The organism is Pseudomonas sp. AC463 (assembly GCF_979253585.1).
Window position 1 is genome coordinate 357,844 of the sequence record NZ_CEEDDZ010000002.1, and the last position, 21,776, is coordinate 379,619.

19 protein-coding genes are annotated in these 21,776 nt (G+C 62.3%); 12 read left to right on the plus strand and 7 right to left on the minus strand.

Features of this window, described 5'->3' with window-relative positions; genetic code table 11:
* The first annotated feature begins 50 nt into the window (after window positions 1-50).
* The gene (recQ, locus tag AC0IYH_RS03850) at window positions 51-2,180 is read left to right on the plus strand and encodes a DNA helicase RecQ (protein WP_471833002.1); all 2,130 of its coding nucleotides are present in this window, start codon (window positions 51-53) and stop codon (window positions 2,178-2,180) included.
* Between the two features lie 121 nt (window positions 2,181-2,301).
* Window positions 2,302-2,736: a MarR family transcriptional regulator gene (locus tag AC0IYH_RS03855; protein WP_101272355.1), complete on the plus strand. Its 435-nt coding sequence runs from the start codon at window positions 2,302-2,304 to the stop codon at window positions 2,734-2,736.
* 51 nt (window positions 2,737-2,787) lie between these two features.
* On the opposite strand, the gene AC0IYH_RS03860 is transcribed toward AC0IYH_RS03855, so the two are convergent.
* Window positions 2,788-4,971 carry a patatin-like phospholipase family protein gene (locus AC0IYH_RS03860; protein WP_471833003.1) on the minus strand — a complete coding sequence of 728 codons (2,184 nt, stop codon included), beginning with the start codon at window positions 4,969-4,971 and terminating at the stop codon, window positions 2,788-2,790.
* A gap of 84 nt (window positions 4,972-5,055) precedes the next feature.
* Between AC0IYH_RS03860 and AC0IYH_RS03865 the strand changes: the two genes are divergently transcribed.
* The gene (locus AC0IYH_RS03865) at window positions 5,056-5,343 is read left to right on the plus strand and encodes an Rdx family protein (protein ID WP_116626174.1); all 288 of its coding nucleotides are present in this window, start codon (window positions 5,056-5,058) and stop codon (window positions 5,341-5,343) included.
* Window positions 5,344-5,384: 41 nt separating this feature from the next.
* Here AC0IYH_RS03865 and AC0IYH_RS03870 read toward each other — a convergent pair whose 3' ends face one another.
* The 3 genes from AC0IYH_RS03870 to AC0IYH_RS03880 all read right to left on the minus strand — a co-directional run bounded on the left by AC0IYH_RS03870 (window position 5,385) and on the right by AC0IYH_RS03880 (window position 7,530).
* Window positions 5,385-5,666, minus strand: a complete 282-nt coding sequence (locus AC0IYH_RS03870; protein ID WP_471833004.1) for a hypothetical protein — start codon at window positions 5,664-5,666, stop codon at window positions 5,385-5,387.
* Between the two features lie 128 nt (window positions 5,667-5,794).
* Window positions 5,795-6,679 (minus strand): DMT family transporter, encoded by an 885-nt coding sequence (locus AC0IYH_RS03875; protein WP_116626176.1) that lies wholly within the window; start codon window positions 6,677-6,679, stop codon window positions 5,795-5,797.
* Window positions 6,680-6,780: 101 nt separating this feature from the next.
* Window positions 6,781-7,530 carry an AraC family transcriptional regulator gene (locus AC0IYH_RS03880; protein WP_122772316.1) on the minus strand — a complete coding sequence of 250 codons (750 nt, stop codon included), beginning with the start codon at window positions 7,528-7,530 and terminating at the stop codon, window positions 6,781-6,783.
* A gap of 136 nt (window positions 7,531-7,666) precedes the next feature.
* On the opposite strand from AC0IYH_RS03880, the gene AC0IYH_RS03885 reads away from it, so the two are divergent.
* On the plus strand, window positions 7,667-8,476 hold the full coding sequence (locus AC0IYH_RS03885; protein WP_122772315.1) for a UDP-2,3-diacylglucosamine diphosphatase: 810 nt from the start codon (window positions 7,667-7,669) through the stop codon (window positions 8,474-8,476).
* A 62-nt stretch (window positions 8,477-8,538) separates the two neighbouring features.
* Here the strand turns inward: AC0IYH_RS03885 and AC0IYH_RS03890 are convergent, their stop codons facing one another.
* The 3 genes from AC0IYH_RS03890 to phhA form a co-directional block, all read right to left on the minus strand.
* Window positions 8,539-9,732 carry an amino acid aminotransferase gene (locus tag AC0IYH_RS03890; RefSeq protein ID WP_471833005.1) on the minus strand — a complete coding sequence of 398 codons (1,194 nt, stop codon included), beginning with the start codon at window positions 9,730-9,732 and terminating at the stop codon, window positions 8,539-8,541.
* Complete coding sequence (locus AC0IYH_RS03895; protein ID WP_010208721.1) at window positions 9,732-10,088, minus strand: 4a-hydroxytetrahydrobiopterin dehydratase; 357 nt, start codon at window positions 10,086-10,088, stop codon at window positions 9,732-9,734. Before AC0IYH_RS03895 ends, AC0IYH_RS03890 begins: the two co-directional genes overlap by 1 nt.
* A gap of 99 nt (window positions 10,089-10,187) precedes the next feature.
* A complete protein-coding gene (gene phhA, locus AC0IYH_RS03900) occupies window positions 10,188-10,994 on the minus strand; it encodes a phenylalanine 4-monooxygenase (RefSeq protein ID WP_116626180.1) in 807 nt (268 codons plus the stop codon).
* A gap of 257 nt (window positions 10,995-11,251) precedes the next feature.
* Between phhA and AC0IYH_RS03905 the strand changes: the two genes are divergently transcribed.
* The 8 genes from AC0IYH_RS03905 (at window position 11,252) to AC0IYH_RS03940 (ending at window position 21,527) form a co-directional block, all read left to right on the plus strand.
* Window positions 11,252-12,814 carry a sigma-54-dependent transcriptional regulator gene (locus tag AC0IYH_RS03905; RefSeq protein ID WP_122772312.1) on the plus strand — a complete coding sequence of 521 codons (1,563 nt, stop codon included), beginning with the start codon at window positions 11,252-11,254 and terminating at the stop codon, window positions 12,812-12,814.
* Between the two features lie 263 nt (window positions 12,815-13,077).
* Window positions 13,078-13,818, plus strand: coding sequence for a flagellar basal body rod protein FlgF (locus AC0IYH_RS03910; RefSeq protein ID WP_116626183.1), 741 nt, complete (start codon window positions 13,078-13,080; stop codon window positions 13,816-13,818).
* Window positions 13,819-13,886: 68 nt separating this feature from the next.
* A complete protein-coding gene (flgG, locus tag AC0IYH_RS03915; RefSeq protein WP_078734118.1) occupies window positions 13,887-14,672 on the plus strand; it encodes a flagellar basal-body rod protein FlgG in 786 nt (261 codons plus the stop codon).
* A 53-nt stretch (window positions 14,673-14,725) separates the two neighbouring features.
* Window positions 14,726-15,421 (plus strand): flagellar basal body L-ring protein FlgH, encoded by a 696-nt coding sequence (flgH, locus tag AC0IYH_RS03920; RefSeq protein ID WP_116626184.1) that lies wholly within the window; start codon window positions 14,726-14,728, stop codon window positions 15,419-15,421.
* Window positions 15,422-15,427: 6 nt separating this feature from the next.
* Window positions 15,428-16,537 (plus strand): flagellar basal body P-ring protein FlgI, encoded by a 1,110-nt coding sequence (locus tag AC0IYH_RS03925; RefSeq protein WP_163821314.1) that lies wholly within the window; start codon window positions 15,428-15,430, stop codon window positions 16,535-16,537.
* A gap of 4 nt (window positions 16,538-16,541) precedes the next feature.
* Entirely contained in the window at window positions 16,542-17,813 is a 1,272-nt protein-coding gene (flgJ, locus tag AC0IYH_RS03930) for a flagellar assembly peptidoglycan hydrolase FlgJ (protein ID WP_116626186.1), read from the plus strand.
* 10 nt (window positions 17,814-17,823) lie between these two features.
* Window positions 17,824-19,878 (plus strand): flagellar hook-associated protein FlgK, encoded by a 2,055-nt coding sequence (gene flgK / locus AC0IYH_RS03935; protein WP_116626187.1) that lies wholly within the window; start codon window positions 17,824-17,826, stop codon window positions 19,876-19,878.
* Window positions 19,879-19,892: 14 nt separating this feature from the next.
* The gene (locus AC0IYH_RS03940) at window positions 19,893-21,527 is read left to right on the plus strand and encodes a flagellar hook-associated protein 3 (RefSeq protein WP_471833006.1); all 1,635 of its coding nucleotides are present in this window, start codon (window positions 19,893-19,895) and stop codon (window positions 21,525-21,527) included.
* The last annotated feature ends 249 nt before the right edge of the window (window positions 21,528-21,776 follow it).

Sequence of the window (21,776 nt, forward strand, 5' to 3'; positions counted from 1 at the left end):
TTTTTCGGCCAGCCTGTACAGAGGGATTTCGGCAATATTTGGAGTTTTACATGCTCGAGCAGGCTCAACGCGTCCTCAAGGACATCTTCGGCTACGACAGTTTTCGTGGCCGCCAGGGTGCGATCATTGAGCGCGTGGCCAGTGGCGGTGATGCGCTGGTCTTGATGCCTACCGGCGGCGGCAAGTCGCTGTGCTTCCAGGTGCCGGCGCTGTTGCGCAACGGCCTGGCCGTGGTGGTCTCGCCACTGATCGCGTTGATGGATGACCAGGTCGCCACGCTGGAAGAACTCGGCGTTGCCGCCGCGTCGCTGAACTCCACCCTCAGCGCCGAGCAACAACGCGACCTGGCCGCGCGGATCAAGCGCGGTGAAGTGAAGATGCTCTACCTGGCCCCCGAGCGGCTGGTGCAGCCGCGCATGCTGGCCTTCTTGCAAAGCCTGGAAATTGCCCTGTTCGCCATCGATGAAGCTCACTGTGTGTCGCAATGGGGTCACGATTTCCGTCGCGAATACCTGCAGCTGGGGCAATTGGCCGAACTGTTTCCCGACGTGCCGCGTATCGCCCTGACCGCCACCGCCGACAAACGTACCCGCGAAGAAATCGTCGAGCGCCTGCATTTGCAGAACGCCGAGCGCTTCCTGTCGAGCTTCGACCGGCCGAATATTTTCTACCGCATCGTGCCCAAGGAGCAGCCACGCAAGCAGTTGCTGGCGTTCCTGTCCGAGCGACGCAGCGATGCCGGCATCGTGTATTGCCTGTCGCGTAAAAAAGTTGATGAAGTCGCCGCGTTCCTCTGCGAGCAGGGCTACCCGGCGCTTCCGTACCACGCCGGCCTGCCCAACGAAACGCGCTCGGCGCACCAGAAACGCTTCCTCAATGAGGAAGGCCTGATCATGGTGGCGACCATCGCGTTCGGCATGGGCATCGACAAGTCCAACGTGCGCTTCGTGGCCCACATGGACCTGCCCAAGTCCCTTGAGGCGTATTACCAGGAAACCGGTCGCGCCGGCCGTGATGGCCTGCCGGCGGATGCCTGGATGGTCTACGGCCTGCAAGACGTGGTGATGCTCAAGCAGATGCTGCAGAACTCCGAAGGCGACGAACGCCACAAGCGCCTGGAGCAGCACAAACTCGACGCCATGCTCTCGCTGTGCGAAGAAACCCGTTGCCGCCGTCAGACGCTGCTGGCGTATTTCGACGAAGACATGCCCGAGCCGTGCGGCCACTGCGACAACTGCACCGATGGCGTGCAAACCTGGGACGCCACCGAGCCGGCGCGCCAGGCGTTGTCGACCATCTACCGCACCGGCCAGCGCTACGGCGTGGGGCATCTGGTGGATGTATTGCTGGGCAAGGACAACGAGAAGGTGCGCAGCTTCGGCCACGAAAAACTCTCGGTCTACGGCGTCGGCAAGGCCCGTGCCGAAGGCGAGTGGCGTTCGCTGTTCCGGCAGATGGTTGCGCGCAACCTCGTCGACATCGACATTGAAGGTTATGGCGGCCTGCGCCTGAACGACAGTTGCCGGCCCTTGCTCAAGGGCGAAGTGAGCCTGGAGCTGCGCCGCGACCTCAAGCCGCAGACCACCGCCAAAAGCAGCAGCACCAGCCCGGCCAGCCAACTGGTGCGTACTGAGGAGCGCGAGCAATGGGAAGCCCTGCGTGCGCTGCGGCGCAAACTGGCGCAGGAACACAGCGTACCGCCGTATGTCATCTTCCCCGACTCCACGCTGCTCGAGATGCTGCGTGAGCAGCCCACCACCATGGCCGAGATGGGGCGTGTCAGCGGTGTGGGCGCACGCAAGCTGGAGCGTTATGGCCAGGCGTTCCTCGAAGTGCTCGGCGGCCAAGCCGAAGCGCCCAAGGAAGTCGCCGATATTCGCCACGAACTGATCAGCCTGGCGCGTGCCGGCATGACGCCGATCCAGATCGCCGGCCAGCTGCAATGCTCGGAAAAAAACGTGTACACCTTGCTGGCTGAAGCCATCGGCCAGCAGCAGGTGTCGTTGGAGCAGGCCCTTGATTTGCCGGAAGATCTGCTCGGTGAAATCCAGGACGCCTTCCTCGACGGCGAAGGCGAATTGCCACCGGTTACGGAGATTGCACCGTTGTTTACCGGCCGTGTTCCTGAGGGTGTTTTGTACTGCGTGCGCGCTGCTTTGCAGTCTGAATTCGAAATTTAGTGTGCCAATTACGACAATGTAACGAATCAGTACATAGCAACTCTTGCCTACTGGCATGGCTCATGCTTAGCTGACTAATAATTAGCCACACTCTATTTTCAGTCTAAACCATGAGTTTTTTATGCCGTTAACCGATCAACACCGTTTTGGCATGCAGCTGGCGCAAATGTCCCGAGGTTGGCGCGCCGAGCTGGATCGCCGCCTGGCCGGGCTGGGTTTGTCCCAGGCGCGCTGGCTGGTGCTGCTGCATCTGGCGCGTTTTGAAGAGCCGCCGACTCAACGTGAGCTGGCGCAAAGCGTAGGGGTTGAAGGGCCGACCCTGGCGCGGTTGCTCGACAGCCTGGAAGGCCAGGGTTTGGTGCAACGCCAGGCCGTGGTGGAGGATCGTCGGGCTAAACGTATCCTGCTGTGTGACACCGCCCGCCCGTTGATCGAGCAAATTGAGACCATCGCCACCGCCCTGCGCCATGAGCTGTTTGTGGGTGTGGATGAAGCAGATTTGAGTGTGTGCATGCGTGTGCACGGGCACATTCTGGCTAACCTGGAAAAGTCCTGACCCAGACAGCACTGGTGATCAAATGTGGGAGGGGGCTTGCCCCCTCTCACATTAGAAGGTTTGGCCCAGGTTCAGGTATACCGCCTTCTGATTATCATCGTTGAACCCATAACTGAAATTCAGCGGCCCCAGCGGCGTATCGAACCCCAGGAAAATACTCGCTGCGTTGATATAGCCGCTGTCGAACTCATTGTCGTTGTTCCACGCCCGACCGCGTTCCAGTGACGCGCCCAAATACAACGGGAAATCCAGCGGCAGGTACGAGCGCGGCGTCAGCCGGCGGTAGTAAACCGCACGCATCAAGCTGATGTTCTGCCCCGAGATCGCATCCTGGCGGAAGCCCGACAACTGCCGCGCACCGCCGAGCAGGAAGCTGGAAATCACCACATCCGAATCATCCAGGGTGCGTCCGTAGCGGCCGCCCAGTACCAGAGTGTCCGGGCCATGACTCATGGCCTTGTCCAGCTTGAATTCCCATTGGCGGTAGCGCTGGTCGGAGCCCAGCCCGGGTTCGAATTCGCGGTAGGCCAGGCCGATATCTTCGCCGGTGTGGGGGAAGTACACGTTATCCAGGGTGTCGAAGGAATACTTCAGCTCATAGAAGCCTTCGCTGAAGCTCACGCTTGGCAGGCTCCGATCGCCGATACGCACATCCGCCTTGCCCCAGGCCTCGCCGACGCCGAAGCGGATCTCGCCGCTGTTGCCGATCTGGCGGCCCACGTTCAGGCCGAAACCGTAGCGTTCCAGGCGGTATTCGGAGATCGGGTCGTTGTCCAGAATCAGCTCCACGTTCTGCGCCTGGGCACTGATATAAGGCGCGACGAAGTAGCGCGAACCGGTGTCCATCGGCTGGTAGAACTCGCTGTACAGCTCTTGCCGATCACCGATCTGCACGCGCGTCAGCCACTCGGCGCCGAGGCGGTTGATGCCGTTCATGCGGTAACTGGCGCCCAGGTTGAAAGCGCTGTCGCCACGCATGTCATCCGACAGGCTCAGCCCCAGGCGCAGGTAGTCGGTGCCGCTGCGTTTGCCGCGCGCGCTGATCACCAAAGTGTTGTCCTGGCCTTTCTTGATCACGCGGTATTGCACCTGCTCGAAGTAATCCAGGCCGTACAGAGTGCCCATGTCCGTTTGCAGGCGTCCCAGGTTCAGCGCCTCACCCAGAGGTTGGCGGATGTAGTAGCGGATCACGTCGTCGCTGACTTTCGAATCGTTCTCTACGTCGATGGCGGTGATCACCGGGGTGCGTTCGCCTGGGGTGCGTGCGGCCACCAATTGCGGGTCGATCGGCTCGGCGGGGCGCAGGTGCGCCAGTCGTGCGTCGAGGGCGCGGGTCGCGCGGTAGCCGGCGTCGATCATGTCCTTGGCGCGGCCGAAATCGGTCACGCCGTAGGCGGACAGCGGCGGTTGGATCAGCACGTCCTTGGGGCGCAGGGCCTTGAGTTGTTCCTCGGAATTGCGCCGGGTCATCAGGGTGATGGACTGGTTGAGCACATCGACCACCGTGGCCAGTTGCTTGCGTGAGCGCAGCGGGGTGCCGATGTCGACCACGATGGCGATATCGACGCCCATCTCCCGCGCCACATCCAGTGGGATGTTGTCGGTCATGCCGCCGTCCACCAGCAGCCGACCGTCCAGCTCTACCGGCGCGAACACCGCCGGGATCGACATGCTGGCGCGGATCACCTGGGGCAGGTGGCCCTTGCGAAACACCACCTTTTCCCCCGTGGTGATGTCGGTGGCCACGGCGCGGAACGGGATCGGCAGCTTGTCGAAATTACGCGTGTCGCTGCTGTGGGCGAACATGCTTTCCAGCAGCAGCGCCAGGTTCTGCCCCTGGATCACGCCCAGGGGCAGGCCGAGGCTGCCGTCGTCGCGGAAGCTGAGTTTCTGCTTGACCAGGAAATCCCGGTCATCCTGCTTGCGTCGAAACGGCACGTCTTCGCGCGGCGGCGCATCGGACAGGGCCTGTTGCCAGTCGATACCCAGCGCCAGTTTCTCCAGCTCGTCGATCTTGTAGCCCGACGCATACAGCCCGCCGATCACCGCGCCCATGCTGGTGCCGGCGATGGCATCGATGTGGATGCCTTGTTCTTCCAGCGCCTTGAGCACGCCGATATGCGCCAGGCCACGGGCGGCACCGCCGGACAGTACCAGGCCGATTTTCGGGCGAGGGGTTTCGACGGCATGGGCGAAGAGAGGCAAAAGGAGCAGGAGCAGAAACAGGCGACGCATCATCAATCTCGGGGCTGGGCGATAAAGGCCGGTATTATAGCCACTCGACCCGCCGAGCCCGTTACGCGAGGAACCAGTCAAAATATGTCGCAGATCAAACCCGAGATCGTCATCACCTATTGCACCCAGTGCCAATGGCTGCTGCGCGCCGCGTGGCTGGCGCAGGAGTTGTTGAGCACCTTTGCCGACGACCTGGGCAAAGTGGCGCTGGAGCCGGCCACCGGCGGGGCGTTTCGCATCACCTGCGATGGTGTGCAGATCTGGGAGCGCAAGGCCGATGGTGGGTTTCCCGAGGCCAAGGTGCTCAAGCAGCGCGTGCGCGACCAGATCGACCCGCAACGCGACCTTGGGCATAACGACCGTACGGCCTGACGGCCACCGCCATTCCCAGGCGGCAATCGGGCAGGCTGGCGTTACTGGGTTTCCAACTTGTGCTTGACGAAGCCGACGATAAGCGTCAACACCAGGCCGCCGACGCCTCCGCCGACGATATTGCTGCCCACCACCGCCACGTCCAGCGCTTCGGCACTGGAGGAACCCGTGACCGCTGCGACAATCTGGCCCAGCACCAGGCCGCCGACGCCGCCAATGAAAGTATTGAGCCCGGTCCCCAGGCTCTGTTTGGTCATGCTGGCGACATTACCGCCGATGGCGCCGCTGATGATTTGAACCAGCAAGCTGATGAGCATTTCCATGGTGAAGCCCCTGCATTGCGTTAATGGGGTGACCACTCGCGTGCAGCAACTTCAAGGTTCATGGCTGTCGTCGAGGCGTCTTTATCCGTTGAACGACGACAAACTGTTGCGGATAGGCAAAGTATAGATCAGGCCGTGGCAGCGGGTTGTTTGGCTTGGCTGGCGCTGCCCATCAGCCCGGACAGCACGATGGCGACGATGATCAGCGCGCCGCCCAGCAGCATGCGCAGGGTGGGTGTTTCGGCGAACAGCAGCCACGCCACGGTGATGCCGTAGACCGGCTCCATGGCAAACACCACCGAAGCGGTGCGCGCCTTGATCACCGCCAGGCTGGCGACAAACAGGCTGTGGGCCAGGCCGGTGCAGAACACGCCGAGCAGGCCGATCCACAGCCAGTCCAGCGCGCGCACCTCGGCCAGCCCCGGCGCCGCCACCGGCAGCAGGCACAGCGCGACCACCACGTTCTGGCACAGCGCCGCCTGCACGGCCGGAATCCGCCCGGAGCTGGCGCGGTTATTCAGCGACAGCAACGAGAACAGCAGCCCCGAGGCGATCCCCCAGAGCAGGCCGCCGGTGGCCTCGCTGGCCAGGTTGAAGTCCGGCGTCACCAGCACCAGGCCGACCGTGACCAGCGCCACCAACACCACTTCGTTGGCGCGGATGCGTTCGCGGAAGATCAAGCCTTCGAGGATCACGGTAAATGCCGGGAACGCGGTGAACCCCAGGGTCGCCACGGCCACGCCGGCGACTTTGACGGCGATGAAGAAGGTCACCCAGTGCGCCGCCAGCAATACGCCGCTGACCAGCAGGCGGCGCCAATCGCGCAGCTCGAGTTTTTTCCAGACGGTATTGCTGGCAAACCGGGCAAACAGCGCCAGGGCCATCACTGCAAACACGGCGCGGCCAAACACGATGATCGACGGCGAGGCCGCCGCCAGTTTGCCGAATACGCCGGTGAGGCCAAACATCAATGCGCCGATATGCAGGGCGCCGAGGGCTGAGCGGGGAGTCATTGCGATCCTTGAACCAACGGGAGTGACAGGTTCGCAGTCTAGAAGGTTACCTGTGTGGGTGTCTGTCGCGGGGCTCGCGATTTATAGCGCAGGGCTCTTGCTCATGCGCGGCGGCGCAACGCACCGGGGGACGCGCCGAACTCGCGCAGCATGGCAGCGGCAAACGCACTTTGCGAACCGTAGCCGACACGCTCGGCCACCTCACCGATCGGCAGCGGCGTTTCGCGCAACAGTCCCAGGGCCATCTGCAAGCGACGGCTGCGGATATAGTCCATCGGCGTCTGCCCGCACTCGGCCACGAAGCGCGCGTGCAGGCGGGCTACGGAGAGGTCGGCGATGCGCGCAAGGTCGGCGACTTGCAGCGGGTGCGCCAGGTGCCGCTCGATATGCGCATTGAACGCGGCATACGGCAGGCGTCGGCCCGACAGCGGCTGCGCCAGCGGATGATTGAGGCTGGCCAGCAACAGTACCGCCCCTTGCTGGGCGATCAGCGGGTCGTCCACCGGGCTGTGGGCCAGCCACTGCACCAGCTGGTTTTGCCGCGAATCCAGAGCCAGGCGTGCCGGTTGGTCGAGCAGGCGGCGGCTGGCATCGGCATGTTCGCCCAAGGATTGCAGCACCCAGTGTTCGGTGGGTACGTCCAGCACCAGGCAGCGGCTGCCATCGCGACTGCCGCAGGCGTGGTGGGCAGCGAAGGGCAGCACCATCACGCTGCTTTCGCGCACCTGGCTGCCATGGCCATCGACTTCCAGGTCCAGATGGCCGGACAGGCCAAACACCAACTGCGCATGGTCATGGCTGTGGGCGATAGGCGCTTCGAGGTAGTGGCGTAGCGTGAGGCTCGGGCTCATCACGGTCTCCTGGGCTGCAGGCGCCAGTCTACAACGCTTTGCGGGCGGCAGGCGCTGTCATCAGACTGACGCACGACTGTCATGGGCTATTAACCGCCACGGCGCAAGCTCGCGAAAACACCGTCGAGGGATGCCCATGACCAGTGCCGAGTTCACCAAGCCCAGCCGCAAGCAACGGGTGCGTACCCTGTGGATTTCCGATGTGCACCTGGGCACGCGGGATTGCCAGGCCGAACATTTGTCGCAGTTTCTCAAGGGCTACCACGCCGACAAGGTGTACCTGGTGGGCGATATCATCGACGGCTGGAAACTGCGCGGCGGCATGTATTGGCCCCAGGCCCACACCAACGTGATCCGCCGCCTGCTGACCATGGCCAAGCGCGGCACCGAGGTGATCTACGTCACCGGCAACCACGATGAATTTTTAAGGCGCTACTCCAAGCTGATCCTCGGCAATATTCAGTTGGTGGACGAAGCCGTGCACGTCACCGCCGATGGCCGCCACTTGCTGGTGATCCACGGCGACCAGTTTGACGTGATCACGCGCTACCACCGCTGGCTGGCATTCCTGGGCGACTCGGCCTACGAGTTCACCCTCACCTTGAACCGCTGGTTGAACCACTGGCGCGCGCGTTATGGCTACGGCTATTGGTCGCTGTCGGCGTACTTGAAACACAAGGTCAAAACTGCGGTGAGCTTTATCAGCGATTTTGAAGAAGCCATCGCCCATGAAGTGACCAAGCGCGAACTGCATGGCGTGGTGTGCGGGCATATCCACCATGCCGAGATCCGCAAGGTGGGCGAGGTGGACTACCTAAACTGCGGGGATTGGGTGGAGTCGTGCACGGCGTTGATCGAGCACTGGGATGGCAGTATCGAGTTGTATCGATTGGCGGATGCGCAGGCGAAAGAGGCGCTGCTCAAGGCTGAGATGGTCGCGGGCTAAAGGTCTACACAGTTTAAATGTGGGAGGGGGCTTGCCCCCTCCCACATTTGTTCCTTGTTTCGTCAGTTGGAGACGTCGGCGATGGCTTGGGCCAGCAGGGTGAGGCGTGTCGCATCAACCCCCGCCACATTCGCCCGCCCCGAACTGACCATATACACGCTGTGCTTCTCACGCAGCTGCTTGACCTGCTCGGCACTCAAGCCGGTGTAGGAAAACATCCCGCGCTGCGCACCGATATGCGCGAACCGCTCGGCCAGCCCATGGGGCGCCAGTGCTTCCACCAGCCCGGAGCGCAACTGCGCGATCCGCGAGCGCATGGCTTCAACTTCGTCGCTCCACAACTGTTTCAGCTCGGCATCGCCGAGGATGGTCGCGACGACTGCCGCACCATGATCCGGCGGTGTCGACCACAGGTTGCGCGCGGTATTCGCCAGCTGGCTGCGTACATCCGTGAGCTTCTCGGCATCCGCCGCACACACGATCAGCGCGCCGACGCGGTCGCGGTAGAGGCCGAAATTCTTCGAGCAGGAACTGGTGACCAGCACTTCCGGCAGCTCGGCGGCAAACAGCCGAACCGCCCAGGCGTCCTGCTCCAACCCGTCGCCAAAGCCCTGGTAGGCGAAGTCGATCAGTGGCAGCAACTGGCGTTCGCGCACGATCTGCAGCACCTGGCGCCAGTCATCCTGGGACAGGTCGAAGCCGGTCGGGTTATGGCAGCAGGCGTGCAGCAACACCACGTCGCCCTTGGGCACGCTGGCCAGCGTCGCGAGCATCGCCGCCACATCCAGGCGGTTGTCCGCGCCCACATACGGGTAGTGGCTGACCTTGATTCCGGCCTTGGCGAAAATGGTTTCGTGGATCGGCCAGGTCGGGTTGCTCAGCCACACGCCACGGCCGGGCAGGCTGTGGGCGATAAAGTCGGCGCTCAGGCGCAATGCGCCGGTGCCGCCTGGGGTCTGGGTGGCGCCGGCGCGGTGCTCGCGCAGCAGCGCGGAGTCTGCGCCGAGTACCAGCTCGCTGAGCAACTGGCCGAAGGCTGCGTCGCCGTGGCCGCCGATGTAGGTCTTGGTGGTTTGGCGATCGACCAGGCGCTGTTCGGCGAGTTTTACCGAGTGTGGAATCGGCGTCAGGCCCTGGTCGTCCTTATAGACGCCCACGCCGAGGTCGAACTTGTTCGGGTTTTTGTCCTGGGCGTACAGGTCCATCAGGCCCAGGATCGGGTCGCCGGGCACGCGGCCAATGGCATCGAAATGCATTACTTGCGGCCCTCGGCGTCCTTGGCCACTTCGTCGGTGCGCGCGGCCATGATGAAATCGTTGCGGTGCAGGCCCTTGATGGAGTGGCTCCACCAGGTCACGGTGACTTTGCCCCATTCGGTGAGCAGGCCTGGGTGATGGCCTTCGGCTTCGGAGATTTCACCCATGGCGTTGGTGAAGGCCAGGGCAAACTTGAAGTTCTTGAACAGGAAAACCTTTTCCAGTTGCATCACGCCGTCGCGCACTTCGATGTTCCAGTCGGGGATCTGCTTGAGCAGCACCGGCAGTTCTTCGTCGCTGACTTGCGGGGCGTCGGCGCGGCAGGCTTCGCAATGGGCTTGGTTCAAGGTGGTCATGTGGGGTGTCCTGAATTCGAATGAGTGAAGATCAGTGGGCGTTACCCTAAAGCAACGCGGGGCCAGGGAACAGACGCACCTGGCCTCAAGATGTAAGGCTCAAGCCGCCTTTGGCTTGGGTGGGACTGCCTTTGGGGTGAAGAGCGGCGCATGCAAACCCAACTGCATGCCGCGCTCGACCATGCCCATGATGTCTTCCTGCGCCACGTCGAACAGGCGCTTTAGTTCAGGCAGGACGAAATACAGCGGCTGCAGGATGTCGATGCGATACGGCGTGCGCATCGCTTCCAGCGGGTCGAAGGCTTGGTGCTTGGGCTCGGACGACAAGCTATACACCGTCTCCTTGGGCGACGACAAAATCCCGCCACCGTAGATGCGCAGGCCGGCGGGCGTGTCCACCAGGCCGAACTCGATGGTCATCCAGTACAGGCGCGCCAGGTAAACGCGTTGCTCCTTGGTGGCCGCCAGGCCGAGCTTGCCGTAGGTGTGGGTGAATTCGGCGAACCAGGGGTTGGTCAGCAGCGGGCAGTGGCCAAAGATCTCGTGGAAAATATCCGGCTCTTGCAGGTAGTCCAGTTCTTCACGGGTGCGAATAAAGGTCGCCACCGGAAACTGTTTGCTGGCGAGCAATTCGAAAAAGGTCTGGAAGGGGATCAGCGCCGGTACGCGGGCGACTTGCCAGCCGGTGGTGTCGGCCAGCACTTTGTTGACTTCGCCCAGTTGCGGGATGCGATCCAGGGGCAGGCCGAGCTTGTCGATGCCGTCCAGGTATTCCTGGCAGGCGCGGCCCTCGATCACTTTCAGCTGGCGTGTGATCAGGGTGTTCCACACCGCGTGTTCTTCCGGCGGGTAGTGGATAAAACCTTGCGCATCGGGCTCGCGGGCCACGTAGTGCGTCTGCTTCATACGGCTCTCCTGCTAGGCATTCGTTCTTGTTATGTCCTGCGATGCCTCTATTGATACGCCGAGCGCGGTGAGATGCCAGCTACCCCCGGCCGTAATCTGTAGGAAAAGTTACTGTTTTTCGTAAAGTATTCGTTACGGATGTGGGCGTGTCGACGGTGGTGGGCTGTGAAAAGGACCGCAGCTGTCACATAATCTTGACGACTATCTGCGCCCAGCGGCAAAAAGACGCGGCGCCTTCCCACTTTTCGGGCCTCTTCATGCGTATCAAAGTGCACTGCCAGAACCGCATCGGCATCCTTCGGGACATCCTCAACCTGCTGGTGGAATACGGCGTCAACGTCGCCAAGGGCGAGGTCGGCGGCGAACACGGCAACGCGATCTACCTGTTTTGCCCGAATCTGGTGAACATGCAGTTCCAGGCGCTGCGCCCGCAGTTCGAAGCGATTGCCGGGGTATTCGGGGTTAAAAGGGTAGGGCTGATGCCCAGTGAGCGCCGGCATATGGAGCTCAATGCGCTGCTCGGCGCCCTGGAGTTTCCGGTGCTGTCCATCGACATGGGCGGCTCCATCGTCGCGGCCAACCGCGCGGCGGCGCAGTTGCTTGGGGTGCGGGTGGATGAGGTGCCGGGCATCCCGTTGTCGCGCTACGCCGAGGATTTCGATTTGCCGGAGCTGGTGCGCGCGAGTAAATCGCGGATCAATGGTTTGCGGGTCAAGGTCAAGGGCGACGTGTTTCTGGCGGACATCGCGCCGCTGCAATCTTCCGAGCACGATGACAGCGAAGCCATGGCTGGCGCGGTGCTGACCCTGCACCGCGCTGACCGCGTGGGTGAGCGCATCTACAACGTGCGCAAGCAAGAGCTGCGCGGCTTCGACAGTATTTTCCAAAGCTCCAGGGTCATGGCTGCCGTGGTGCGCGAAGCCCGGCGCATGGCGCCGCTGGATGCACCTCTATTAATAGAAGGCGAAACCGGCACCGGCAAGGAACTGCTGGCGCGCGCCTGCCACCTGGCCAGCCCGCGCGGGCAATCGCCCCTGATGGCGCTTAACTGCGCAGGCTTGCCCGAGTCGATGGCCGAGACCGAGCTGTTCGGCTACGGCCCCGGCGCGTTTGAAGGCGCGCGGGCCGAGGGCAAGCTGGGGCTGCTGGAGCTGACGGCGGGCGGTACGTTGTTTCTCGATGGCGTGGGGGAAATGAGCGCGCGCTTGCAGGTGAAATTGCTGCGTTTTCTGCAGGACGGCTGCTTTCGCCGGGTGGGCAGTGATGAAGAGGTGTACCTGGATGTGCGGGTGATTTGCGCCACCCAGGTGGATTTATCCGAGCTGTGCGCCCGTGGGGAGTTTCGTCAGGATCTTTACCACCGCCTCAATGTGCTGTCCCTGCACATCCCGCCGTTGCGCGAATGCCTCGACGGACTCGCTCCCTTGGTCGAGCACTTTCTCGATCAGGCCAGCCGGCAAATTGGTTGCCCGCTGCCCAGGCTGGCGCCCGCCGCGATGGAGCGTCTGAGCCACTACCACTGGCCGGGCAACGTGCGGCAGTTGGAAAACGTGCTGTTCCAGGCGGTGTCGTTGTGTGAGGGGGGCACGGTCAAGGCCGAGCATATTCGCCTGCCGGATTATGGCGTGCGTCAGCCGCTTGGCGATTTTTCCCTGGAGGGCGGTTTGGAAGCGATCGTCGGGCGCTTCGAGAAGGCGGTTTTGGAAAGCCTGTATGCCGAACACCCGAGCAGCCGGCAGTTGGGCAAGCGGTTGGGGGTGTCTCACACCACGATTGCCAATAAGTTGCGCGATTACGAAATTCTCAAGGCGGACAAGTAGCTGAAAGTGGGAGGGGGCAAGCCCCCTCCCACAGTTGATCTGCGTACATCAGCGGATATCTAACCCAACAGACCACCCCTTGCCGCCGGCGGCAGTACTCCGCCGTTTTTTCGACTATCCATCTCCCCACATTTCCACAGCCTGACGCGAAAACCCCCGCCCCACTTGCCTTTCAGCCCATTTCAAAAAGTTGGTTCGCAAATTGCTTAAGCCTCATCAGTACAGCGGTGGGCGGCAAGCGTCCGTCAGAAAGAGGAAGAAGCGTGGACAAGTACCTTTATGTGGCAATGACCGGCGCCAGCCAGAATGCTCTGGCGCAGAAGGCCCATGCCAACAACCTGGCGAACATTTCCACCAATGGTTTCCAACGTGACCTGGAACAGGCGCGTTCGATGCCGGTGTTCGGCGACAGCTTTCCGGCGCGGGCTTTTGCCCTGACCGAACGCCCAGCCACCGACTTCACCCCGGGTGCGATGATCGAAACCGGTCGCGACCTGGATGTGGCCGTGAGCGGCAACGGCTGGATGGCCGTGCAAACCCCGGACGGCAGCGAAGCCTACGTGCGCAGCGCCAGCATGAACGTCGATGCATTGGGCGTGCTGCGGGCCGGCAACGGTATGCCGATCATGGGCAACGGTGGCCCGATTGCCGTGCCGCCGCAGCAGAAAATCGAAGTGGGTTCTGATGGCACCATCAGCATCCGCGCCATGGGCGAAGGCCCACGGGTAATGGCTGAAGTGGACCGCATCAAGCTGGTCCAGCCAGACCTCAAAAACATGAATAAAGGCCTCGACGGCACCATCCACACCAAGGATGGCCAGCCGGCCCAGGCCGATGCGACTGTCACCCTGACCTCGGGCTTCCTGCAGGCGAGCAACGTCAATGCGGTGGAAGAAATGACCGCAGTGCTGGCGCTTTCCAAGCAGTTCGAGCTGCACATCAAGATGATGAACAGCGCCAAGGAAGACGACCAGGCCATGACTCGCGTCATGGCGATGACCTGATAGCCGCGTCCACCGACACCTAATTTTGCAACGCAGCGCCAACAAACAGGCGCACGAAGGAGAACAGCATGCTTCCGGCTCTATGGGTTGCCAAAACAGGTTTGTCCGCCCAGGACACCAACCTGACCACCATTTCCAACAACCTGGCCAACGTGTCGACCACGGGTTTCAAACGTGACCGCGCCGAGTTCCAGGACTTGCTCTACCAGATCAAGAAGCAGCCGGGCGCCCAGTCGACCCAGGACAGCGAGTTGCCATCGGGCCTGCAACTGGGTACCGGTGTGCAGATCGTCGGCACCCAGAAAAACTTCAGCGCCGGTAACCTGCAGCAAACCGGGCAGCCGCTGGACATGGCCATCAACGGCCGTGGTTTCTTCCAGATCCTGCAGCCGGATGGCACCACGTCCTACACCCGTGACGGTACTTTCCACCTGGACTCCAACGGCCAGATCGTCACCGCCAACGGTTTTTCCCTGGAACCGGCCGTGATCGTTCCAGCCGACGCCAAGACCTTCACCGTCGGCAACGACGGCACCGTGTCGATCACCGTGGCCGGCAACCCGGCCTCGCAAGTGATCGGCAACCTGCAAACCGCCGACTTCATCAACCCGGCCGGCCTGCAGGCCATGGGTAACAACCTGTTCCTGGAAACCGCTTCCAGCGGCGCGCCGCAAATCGGCACCCCTGGCCTGAACGGTTTCGGTACCACGCTGCAAAGCACCCTGGAAACCTCCAACGTGAGCACGGTTGAAGAGATGGTCAACATGATCACCACTCAGCGCGCCTACGAGATGAACTCCAAGGTGATTTCCACCGCCGACCAGATGCTTTCGTTCGTAACGCAGAATCTGTAATCAAGTCTATGGGGCGCTCTTGAGGGCGCCTGCAACACCGTGAGGTAAGGGTCATGAATCGCTATGTTTCCGTTCTGGCATTGAGTGGGATTGCCGTGCTCGCGGGCTGTGTCGCCCCGACGCCAAAACCCAATGACCCGTACTACGCGCCGGTGTTGCCACGCACGCCGCTGCCGGCGGCCGCCAACAATGGCTCGATCTACCAGGCCGGCTTCGAACAGAACCTGTACAGCGACCGCAAGGCGTTCCGGGTCGGTGACATCATCACCATCACCCTGAACGAGCGGACCCAGGCCAGCAAGAATGCCAACTCGCAGATCGACAAGACCTCCGCAGCCAACCTCGGCCTGACCTCATTGTTTGGCGCGGTGCCAAATACGAATAACCCGCTGGGCGATGGCGACTTGACGTTGAACGCCGGCTATAACGGCAGCCGTGCCACCAACGGCAAGAGCGCTGCCGCGCAGGGCAACACCCTGACCGGTTCGATCACCGTGACGGTGGCGGATGTATTGCCCAACGGCATCATCGCCGTACGCGGTGAAAAGTGGATGACCCTCAACACCGGCGACGAGCTGGTGCGCATCGCCGGGATGATCCGCGCCGATGACATCGCCACCGACAACACCGTGCCATCGACGCGAATTGCCGATGCGCGCATTACCTACTCGGGTACAGGTTCGTTTGCTGATGCCAGTCAGCCGGGCTGGTTCGACCGTTTCTTCCTTAGCCCGCTGTTCCCTTTCTAGGTGGCCATTTTGAAACTCAAACAGCTGATGGCGGCGGCACTCCTGCTTTCCTTGAGCGCTGTCGCCCAGGCCGAGCGCCTCAAAGACATCGCCAGCATCTCCGGCGTGCGGTCCAACCAGTTGATCGGCTACGGCCTGGTGGTGGGGCTCAACGGTACGGGTGACCAGACCACCCAGACCCCGTTCACCCTGCAGACCTTCAACAACATGCTCTCGCAGTTCGGCATCAAGGTGCCGGCGGGCTCGGGCAATGTGCAGTTGAAAAACGTTGCGGCGGTGTCGATCAGTGCCGACTTGCCGGCGTTTTCCAAGCCGGGCCAGGTGGTCGACATTACCGTGTCGTCCATCGGTAACTCGAAAAGCCTGCGCGGCGGCACCTTGCTGATGACGCCGCTCAAAGGTATCGACGGCAACGTCTACGCCATCGCTCAGGGCAACCTGGTGGTCGGCGGGTTTGACGCCGAAGGCCGCGACGGTTCGAAGATCACCGTCAACGTGCCGTCGGCCGGTCGTATTCCCGGCGGCGCAACGGTTGAACGCACCGTGCCGAGCGGTTTCAACCAAGGCAACAGCCTGACCTTGAACCTCAACCGTTCCGACTTCACCACCGCCAAGCGCGTGGTCGACAAGATCAACGACATGCTCGGCCCTGGCGTGGCCCAGGCCATCGACGGCGGCTCGATCCGCGTGACGGCACCGCTGGACCCAAGCCAGCGCGTCGACTACCTGTCGATCCTGGAAAACCTTGAAGTCGACCCGGGCCAGGCAGTGGCCAAAGTCATCATCAACTCGCGTACCGGCACCATCGTGATCGGCCAGAACGTCAAGGTCTCGCCGGCGGCAGTGACCCACGGCAGCCTGACCGTGACCATCACCGAAGACCCGATCGTCAGCCAGCCTGGGCCTTTGTCCAATGGCCAGACCGCCGTGGTGCCGCGCTCGCGGGTGAATGCCGAGCAGGAAGCCAAGCCGATGTTCAAGTTCGGCCCCGGTACCACCCTGGACGAGATTGTCCGCGCGGTGAACCAGGTGGGCGCAGCCCCGGGCGACTTGATGGCGATCCTCGAAGCACTGAAACAGGCCGGCGCCTTGCAAGCCGACCTGATCGTGATCTGAGGCCATGGCCATGGATATGCGCAAGAGCGGGATCAGCAGCACGGCGGACTCGGGGTCTTATTCCGACTTGAATCGGCTTAACCAGCTCAAGGTCGGCGACGACAAGAACAGCGAAGGCAACATGCGCAAAGTCGCGCAGGAGTTCGAGTCGTTGTTCCTGAGCGAGATGCTCAAGTCGATGCGCTCGGCCACCGAGGCCCTGGGCAAGGACAACCCGCTGAACACCCCGGCGGCCAAGCAGTACCAGGAGATGTACGACCAGCAACTGGCGGTCTCGATGTCCCGCGAGGGCGGCGGCATCGGCCTGGCCGACGTGCTGATGCGCCAGATGCAAAAGAACAAGCCGGTGGACGCCCAGGCGGCCACCTTGCAGGGCCCGGCTGCGGCCGAGCCGGTGAAGAAAGTCGCGGTGCCGACCGAGATTGCCGCCGGCACCCAGGCCGAAGGGCCGCTGGGCCGCTCCAATGGCCAGCGCCCGCTGTGGGCCTACCGCGTGGCCGAGCCCCAGGCCGGCGCCGCGGCGTCCCACAGCAACGACATGGAGTTGATGAACCAGCGCCGTATCGCCTTGCCAAGCAAGCTGACCGACCGCCTGCTGGCCGGCATCGTGCCTGCCACCGATGCAACCACTGTCGCCCAGGCCGCGCCGCTGCGTAACAGCGCCGCCGCCGACAACGTGGTCAACAGCACGGCGCGCACCTTTGCCGTGCCTAGTGGCGGCATGCAGGTATATGGCCGCGCAGTCGCCCAGCCACCGTTGGCGCCGGCGAAAAAGGCCTTCAGTTCGCAGGATGAATTTGTCGCCACCATGTTGCCGATGGCCAAGGCGGCCGCCGCGCGTATTGGTGTCGATCCGAAATACCTGGTGGCCCAGGCCGCCCTGGAAACCGGTTGGGGTAAATCGGTGATGCGCGCCGAGGACGGCAGCAGCAGCCATAACCTGTTCGGCATCAAGGCCGGCCAGAGTTGGCAGGGCGGCCAGGCACGCGCAATCACCAGCGAGTTTCGTGATGGTGCGATGGTCAAGGAAACGGCGCAGTTCCGTTCCTACGACTCCTACCAGGACAGCTTCCATGACCTCGTGACATTGCTGCAAAGCAATGATCGCTATAAAGAAGTTGTGAAGTCGGCCGACAACCCGGAACAGTTTGTACGCGAGTTGCAAAAAGCCGGTTACGCCACCGACCCGGCCTATGCCAGCAAGATTTCGCAGATCGCCAAAACGATGGACAGTTACCAGAACTACGCTGCCGCTGGCGCAACCACACATTTATAAGGTCTGAACCATGAGTTTGCTCAGTATCGGGATGTCAGGGCTCAATGCCGCTCAAGGATCGTTGTCGGTCTTGAGTAACAACATTGCCAATGCCAATACCGCCGGTTATTCGCGTCAGCAGACCACGCAGAGTGCCAACGCGTCGAACCAGTATGGCGGCGTGTTCATCGGCAGCGGCACCACCCTGGCCGACGTGCGCCGGGTGTACAACGAGTACCTGGACACCGCCTACCAGAACAGCACCTCGCTCAATAGCGATGCGGCCGCGTACCTGGATCAGGTCAGCGCCGTGGACAAGACCCTGTCGGACAAGACCACCGGCATGTCGGCCGTCCTCAGCTCGTTCTTCGCTGCTGTGCAGACCGCGTCGGCCAACCCGAGCGACACCTCGGCGCGCCAGATCCTGCTGACCAACGCCCAGACCTTGAGCAACCGCTTCAACTCGATCTCCACCCAGTTGAGCCAGCAGAAAGAAACCATCAACAGCCAGTTGACCTCCATGAGTGATCAGGTCAACCAACTGACCTCCTCGATTGCGTCGCTGAACAAGCAGATCAACCAGGTGCAGGGCTCGTCGAACACTACGCCGGCCAACCTGCTGGATGCGCGCGCCGAAGCCGTGCGTTCGCTCAATGAGCTGATCGGCGTGACCGCCACCGAGCAAAACGGCGTGTTCAGCGTCAGCACCGGCAGCGGGCAATCCCTGGTGCTGGGTGACCGCTCCAACACGATTTCCGCCGTGCCGAGCAGCAGCGACACCAGCCAGTACACCATCCAGCTCAATATGCCGGGCGGCACCGCGCTCGACCTGGCCAATGTGGTCAGCGGCGGCAGCATCGGCGGCCTGATGCGCTATCGCAGCGACGTGCTGATGCCGGCGATCAACGACCTGGGCCGGATTGCCATCGTCACCGCCGACGCAATCAACAGCCAATTGGGGCAGGGCGTAGACCTGAACGGTGAGTTCGGCGCGTCGATGTTCAAGGACATCAACAACGCAGCCTCCGTGGCCCTGCGCAGCCAGGCGGCACAAGGCAACAAGGGCGACGCAAGCCTGGGCGTGACGATTGCGGACAGCAGCAAGCTGACCAACTTCGACTACAAGGTCTCCTTCAACGATGCCGCCGACCTCAACAAGGTCACCGTGCTGCGTTCGGACGGCAAGGCCATGGGTACCTACGATCTGAGCACCACGCCGCCGCCGGTCATCGACGGGTTTACCCTGGCGGTCAACAACGGCGCGCTGGGCGTGTCGGCCGGTGACAGCTTCAAGGTCAGCCCGACCGCCAACGGCGCCAAGGAAATCGGCACCGTGCTCACCGACCCGAGCAAGATTGCGTTTGCCGGGCCGTTGCAGGGCGAGGCGGGCAAGACCAACCAGGGCACCGGCACGTTCACGCCGCCGACCCTGACCGTGCCAATCGATATCGAGGGTGGCGCCGACGCCGCGCAACTGCGCGTTGGCATCGCCAATTCGATGCCGGTGAAAATGGTCTTCGGCGACACCGCGGCCGATGGCACGCAGAGCTATACCCTCAGCAACGCCAAGGGCGACCCGATCGGCACGGGCACCATCGTGCCGGGGCAGGCCAACAAGATCACCATCAACGTGCCGATGCGTGGCGCGGATGGCGAACTGTTGAACCCGGCCAAGAGCTTCAGCTTCGACACCACGGTGGCCGGTTCGCCGACCAACGGCGACAGCACCTCGTTTTCGTTCAATGCCACCGGCAAGTCCGACAACCGCAACGCCCAGCAGCTGATCAACCTGCAAACCAAGGCGACGGTGGGTGTGGCGGCAGATGGCACTGGCGGCACCAGCCTGGTAGGCGCCAACAGCAAGTTGGTCTCGACCGTCGGCGCCAAGGCGGCTGCGGCCGCTACCGACACCACGGCCACCACCGCGCTGTTGACGGCCAACAAGAACGCGCGCAACTCGGTGTCCCAGGTCAACCTGGACGAAGAGGCGGGCGACATGATCAAGTTCCAGCAGTACTACACCGCGTCGTCGCAGATCATCAAGGCTGCGCAAGAAACCTTCAGTACGCTGATCAATAGTCTTTAAGGGAGTCTGGGACGATGCGCATTTCTACTCAGCAGTATTTCGACACCAGTGCCAGCAAGTATCAGAGCAACTATTCCAGTGTGGTGCAGGCCCAGCAGCAGGCCAGTTCCGGCGTGCGTGTGCAGACCGCTGCCGATGATCCCGTTGCCGCGCAACGCCTGCTGATGCTGCAACAGCAGAAAGACATGCTGGCCCAGTACAGCGGCAATATCACCAGCATTCAAAATACGCTGACCAACGAAGAGAGCGTGCTGACGGCGATCAGCACCACGATCCAGGCCGGCAGCCAGTTGGCCCTGCGCGCGGGCGGCGTGACCAGCGATGCTGACCGCAAGTCGATTGCGGTCGAAGTGGGCGCCCTGGAAGATCAGCTGCTTGGGTTGCTTAACAGCAAGGATTCGGCCGGCAACTACCTGTTCTCCGGTTCCAAGACCGACACGCCGCCGTACTCGCGCAATAACGATGGTACTTACAGCTACCAGGGTGATGAAAACGAGCTGAGCCTGCAGGTGTCCGAGACCCTGAATGTGCGCACCAGCGACACCGGCAAGACCATCCTGGAAGGGGCGGTGAACACCAGTCGCACCCAGTCCAACTATATTGCGCCGGCAACTGGCCCGGTGGCGCCGGCGATTTCGCCGCCGCTGGTGGATGACCACAAGGTCGCGATCTCGGCAGGCCTGGTCACGTCGGGCATCGACTACACCAAGCAGTTTGCCGACGGCCAGCCGTACAAGGTGACCTTCACCAGCAGCACGCAGTACGTGGTGAGGGATAAGGACAACAACGACATTACCTCGCAGCTCCCAGGTAATGGCACGTTCGATTCCACCAAGGAAGGCAGCGCCAGCATCAACGTGCGCGGGGTCAAGTTCGATATCACCGTCGACCTGACCGACACCTCCACTGGGCCGAATGCCGATGCACTGGTGGCAGGGCGTGAGTTCAGCCTGAACGCCAAGCCGGACGCGTTCAACGTCTCGCGCACCGCGAGCAATACCTCGGCGACGCAATTGGTTGGCGCGACGGTCAGCAGCTCGGCTGACTATGCCAGCACCTTTCCTGGCAACAGCGGCATCCTGATCAAGTTCGACGACACCGACGCGACGCAGTACAAGGTGTATGCCCAGCCCTATACCGCCAACAGCAAGCCGATCGACACTGGCGCGGTCGTCGCCGGCACACCGCCAGCCAAGGACACCATCACTGCGGCGGGCGTCACCTTCCAACTGAGCAGCGCGCCGAACGGCGGCGATCAGTTTGCGGTGGGCAACACCACCCAGAAAACCCAGAACGCCCTCGACACCCTGGGCCAACTGCGCCGGGCGTTGGAACTGCCGGCAGACGGTATCCCGGGGGCGCGCGTGAAGCTCCAGGACGCCTTGAACGCGGCGGTCAGTAACCTGACCAATTCGTCCGACCAGGTCGACAATGTGCGCGGCTCGATCGGCGCGCGCCAGAACGCCCTCGACGTGCAGGCCAGCGAAAACACCAGTGTCGGCCTGGCCAACAAGACCACCATGAGCGACCTAGCCAACATCGACATGGGTGAGGCGGCAATCAACCTGACCTTGCAGCAAACCATGCTCGAAGCCTCGCAGCTGGCGTTTGTGAAAGTCTCGCAGTTGAGCCTGTTCAACAAGATGTAAGCAGCGTTACCGCAAACGGCCCAGCCTGGAAACAGGCTGGGCCGTTTGCATTTGCGGGGTTTAATTGTTTGAAGGTTTTGCATAAACCACACACAATTGAGTGACCTGTGAGTCATAAAGCGCATCTTCACTGTATCGTGTGAAAAGGATAAGTCGTCACAGGGTCCGTGCAGGGCGGCTTTCAGCGAAATTTTTTATGGGGTTACCCCCCTTTATTGTCAGCACCCCGGGCGTAGCCCTCGGGGTGTT

Excerpts from the sequence above, each read along its gene's own strand:
- recQ (WP_471833002.1), top strand. The coding sequence starts at position 51 with ATGCTCGAGCAGGCTCAACGCGTCCTCAAGGACATCTTCGGCTACGAC.
- AC0IYH_RS03855 (WP_101272355.1), top strand. The coding sequence starts at position 2,302 with ATGCCGTTAACCGATCAACACCGTTTTGGCATGCAGCTGGCGCAAATG.
- AC0IYH_RS03860 (WP_471833003.1), bottom strand. The coding sequence starts at position 4,971 with ATGCGTCGCCTGTTTCTGCTCCTGCTCCTTTTGCCTCTCTTCGCCCAT.
- AC0IYH_RS03865 (WP_116626174.1), top strand. The coding sequence starts at position 5,056 with ATGTCGCAGATCAAACCCGAGATCGTCATCACCTATTGCACCCAGTGC.
- AC0IYH_RS03870 (WP_471833004.1), bottom strand. The coding sequence starts at position 5,666 with ATGGAAATGCTCATCAGCTTGCTGGTTCAAATCATCAGCGGCGCCATC.
- AC0IYH_RS03875 (WP_116626176.1), bottom strand. The coding sequence starts at position 6,679 with ATGACTCCCCGCTCAGCCCTCGGCGCCCTGCATATCGGCGCATTGATG.
- AC0IYH_RS03880 (WP_122772316.1), bottom strand. The coding sequence starts at position 7,530 with ATGAGCCCGAGCCTCACGCTACGCCACTACCTCGAAGCGCCTATCGCC.
- AC0IYH_RS03885 (WP_122772315.1), top strand. The coding sequence starts at position 7,667 with ATGACCAGTGCCGAGTTCACCAAGCCCAGCCGCAAGCAACGGGTGCGT.
- AC0IYH_RS03890 (WP_471833005.1), bottom strand. The coding sequence starts at position 9,732 with ATGCATTTCGATGCCATTGGCCGCGTGCCCGGCGACCCGATCCTGGGC.
- AC0IYH_RS03895 (WP_010208721.1), bottom strand. The coding sequence starts at position 10,088 with ATGACCACCTTGAACCAAGCCCATTGCGAAGCCTGCCGCGCCGACGCC.
- phhA (WP_116626180.1), bottom strand. The coding sequence starts at position 10,994 with ATGAAGCAGACGCACTACGTGGCCCGCGAGCCCGATGCGCAAGGTTTT.
- AC0IYH_RS03905 (WP_122772312.1), top strand. The coding sequence starts at position 11,252 with ATGCGTATCAAAGTGCACTGCCAGAACCGCATCGGCATCCTTCGGGAC.
- flgG (WP_078734118.1), top strand. The coding sequence starts at position 13,887 with ATGCTTCCGGCTCTATGGGTTGCCAAAACAGGTTTGTCCGCCCAGGAC.
- flgH (WP_116626184.1), top strand. The coding sequence starts at position 14,726 with ATGAATCGCTATGTTTCCGTTCTGGCATTGAGTGGGATTGCCGTGCTC.
- flgJ (WP_116626186.1), top strand. The coding sequence starts at position 16,542 with ATGGCCATGGATATGCGCAAGAGCGGGATCAGCAGCACGGCGGACTCG.
- flgK (WP_116626187.1), top strand. The coding sequence starts at position 17,824 with ATGAGTTTGCTCAGTATCGGGATGTCAGGGCTCAATGCCGCTCAAGGA.
- AC0IYH_RS03940 (WP_471833006.1), top strand. The coding sequence starts at position 19,893 with ATGCGCATTTCTACTCAGCAGTATTTCGACACCAGTGCCAGCAAGTAT.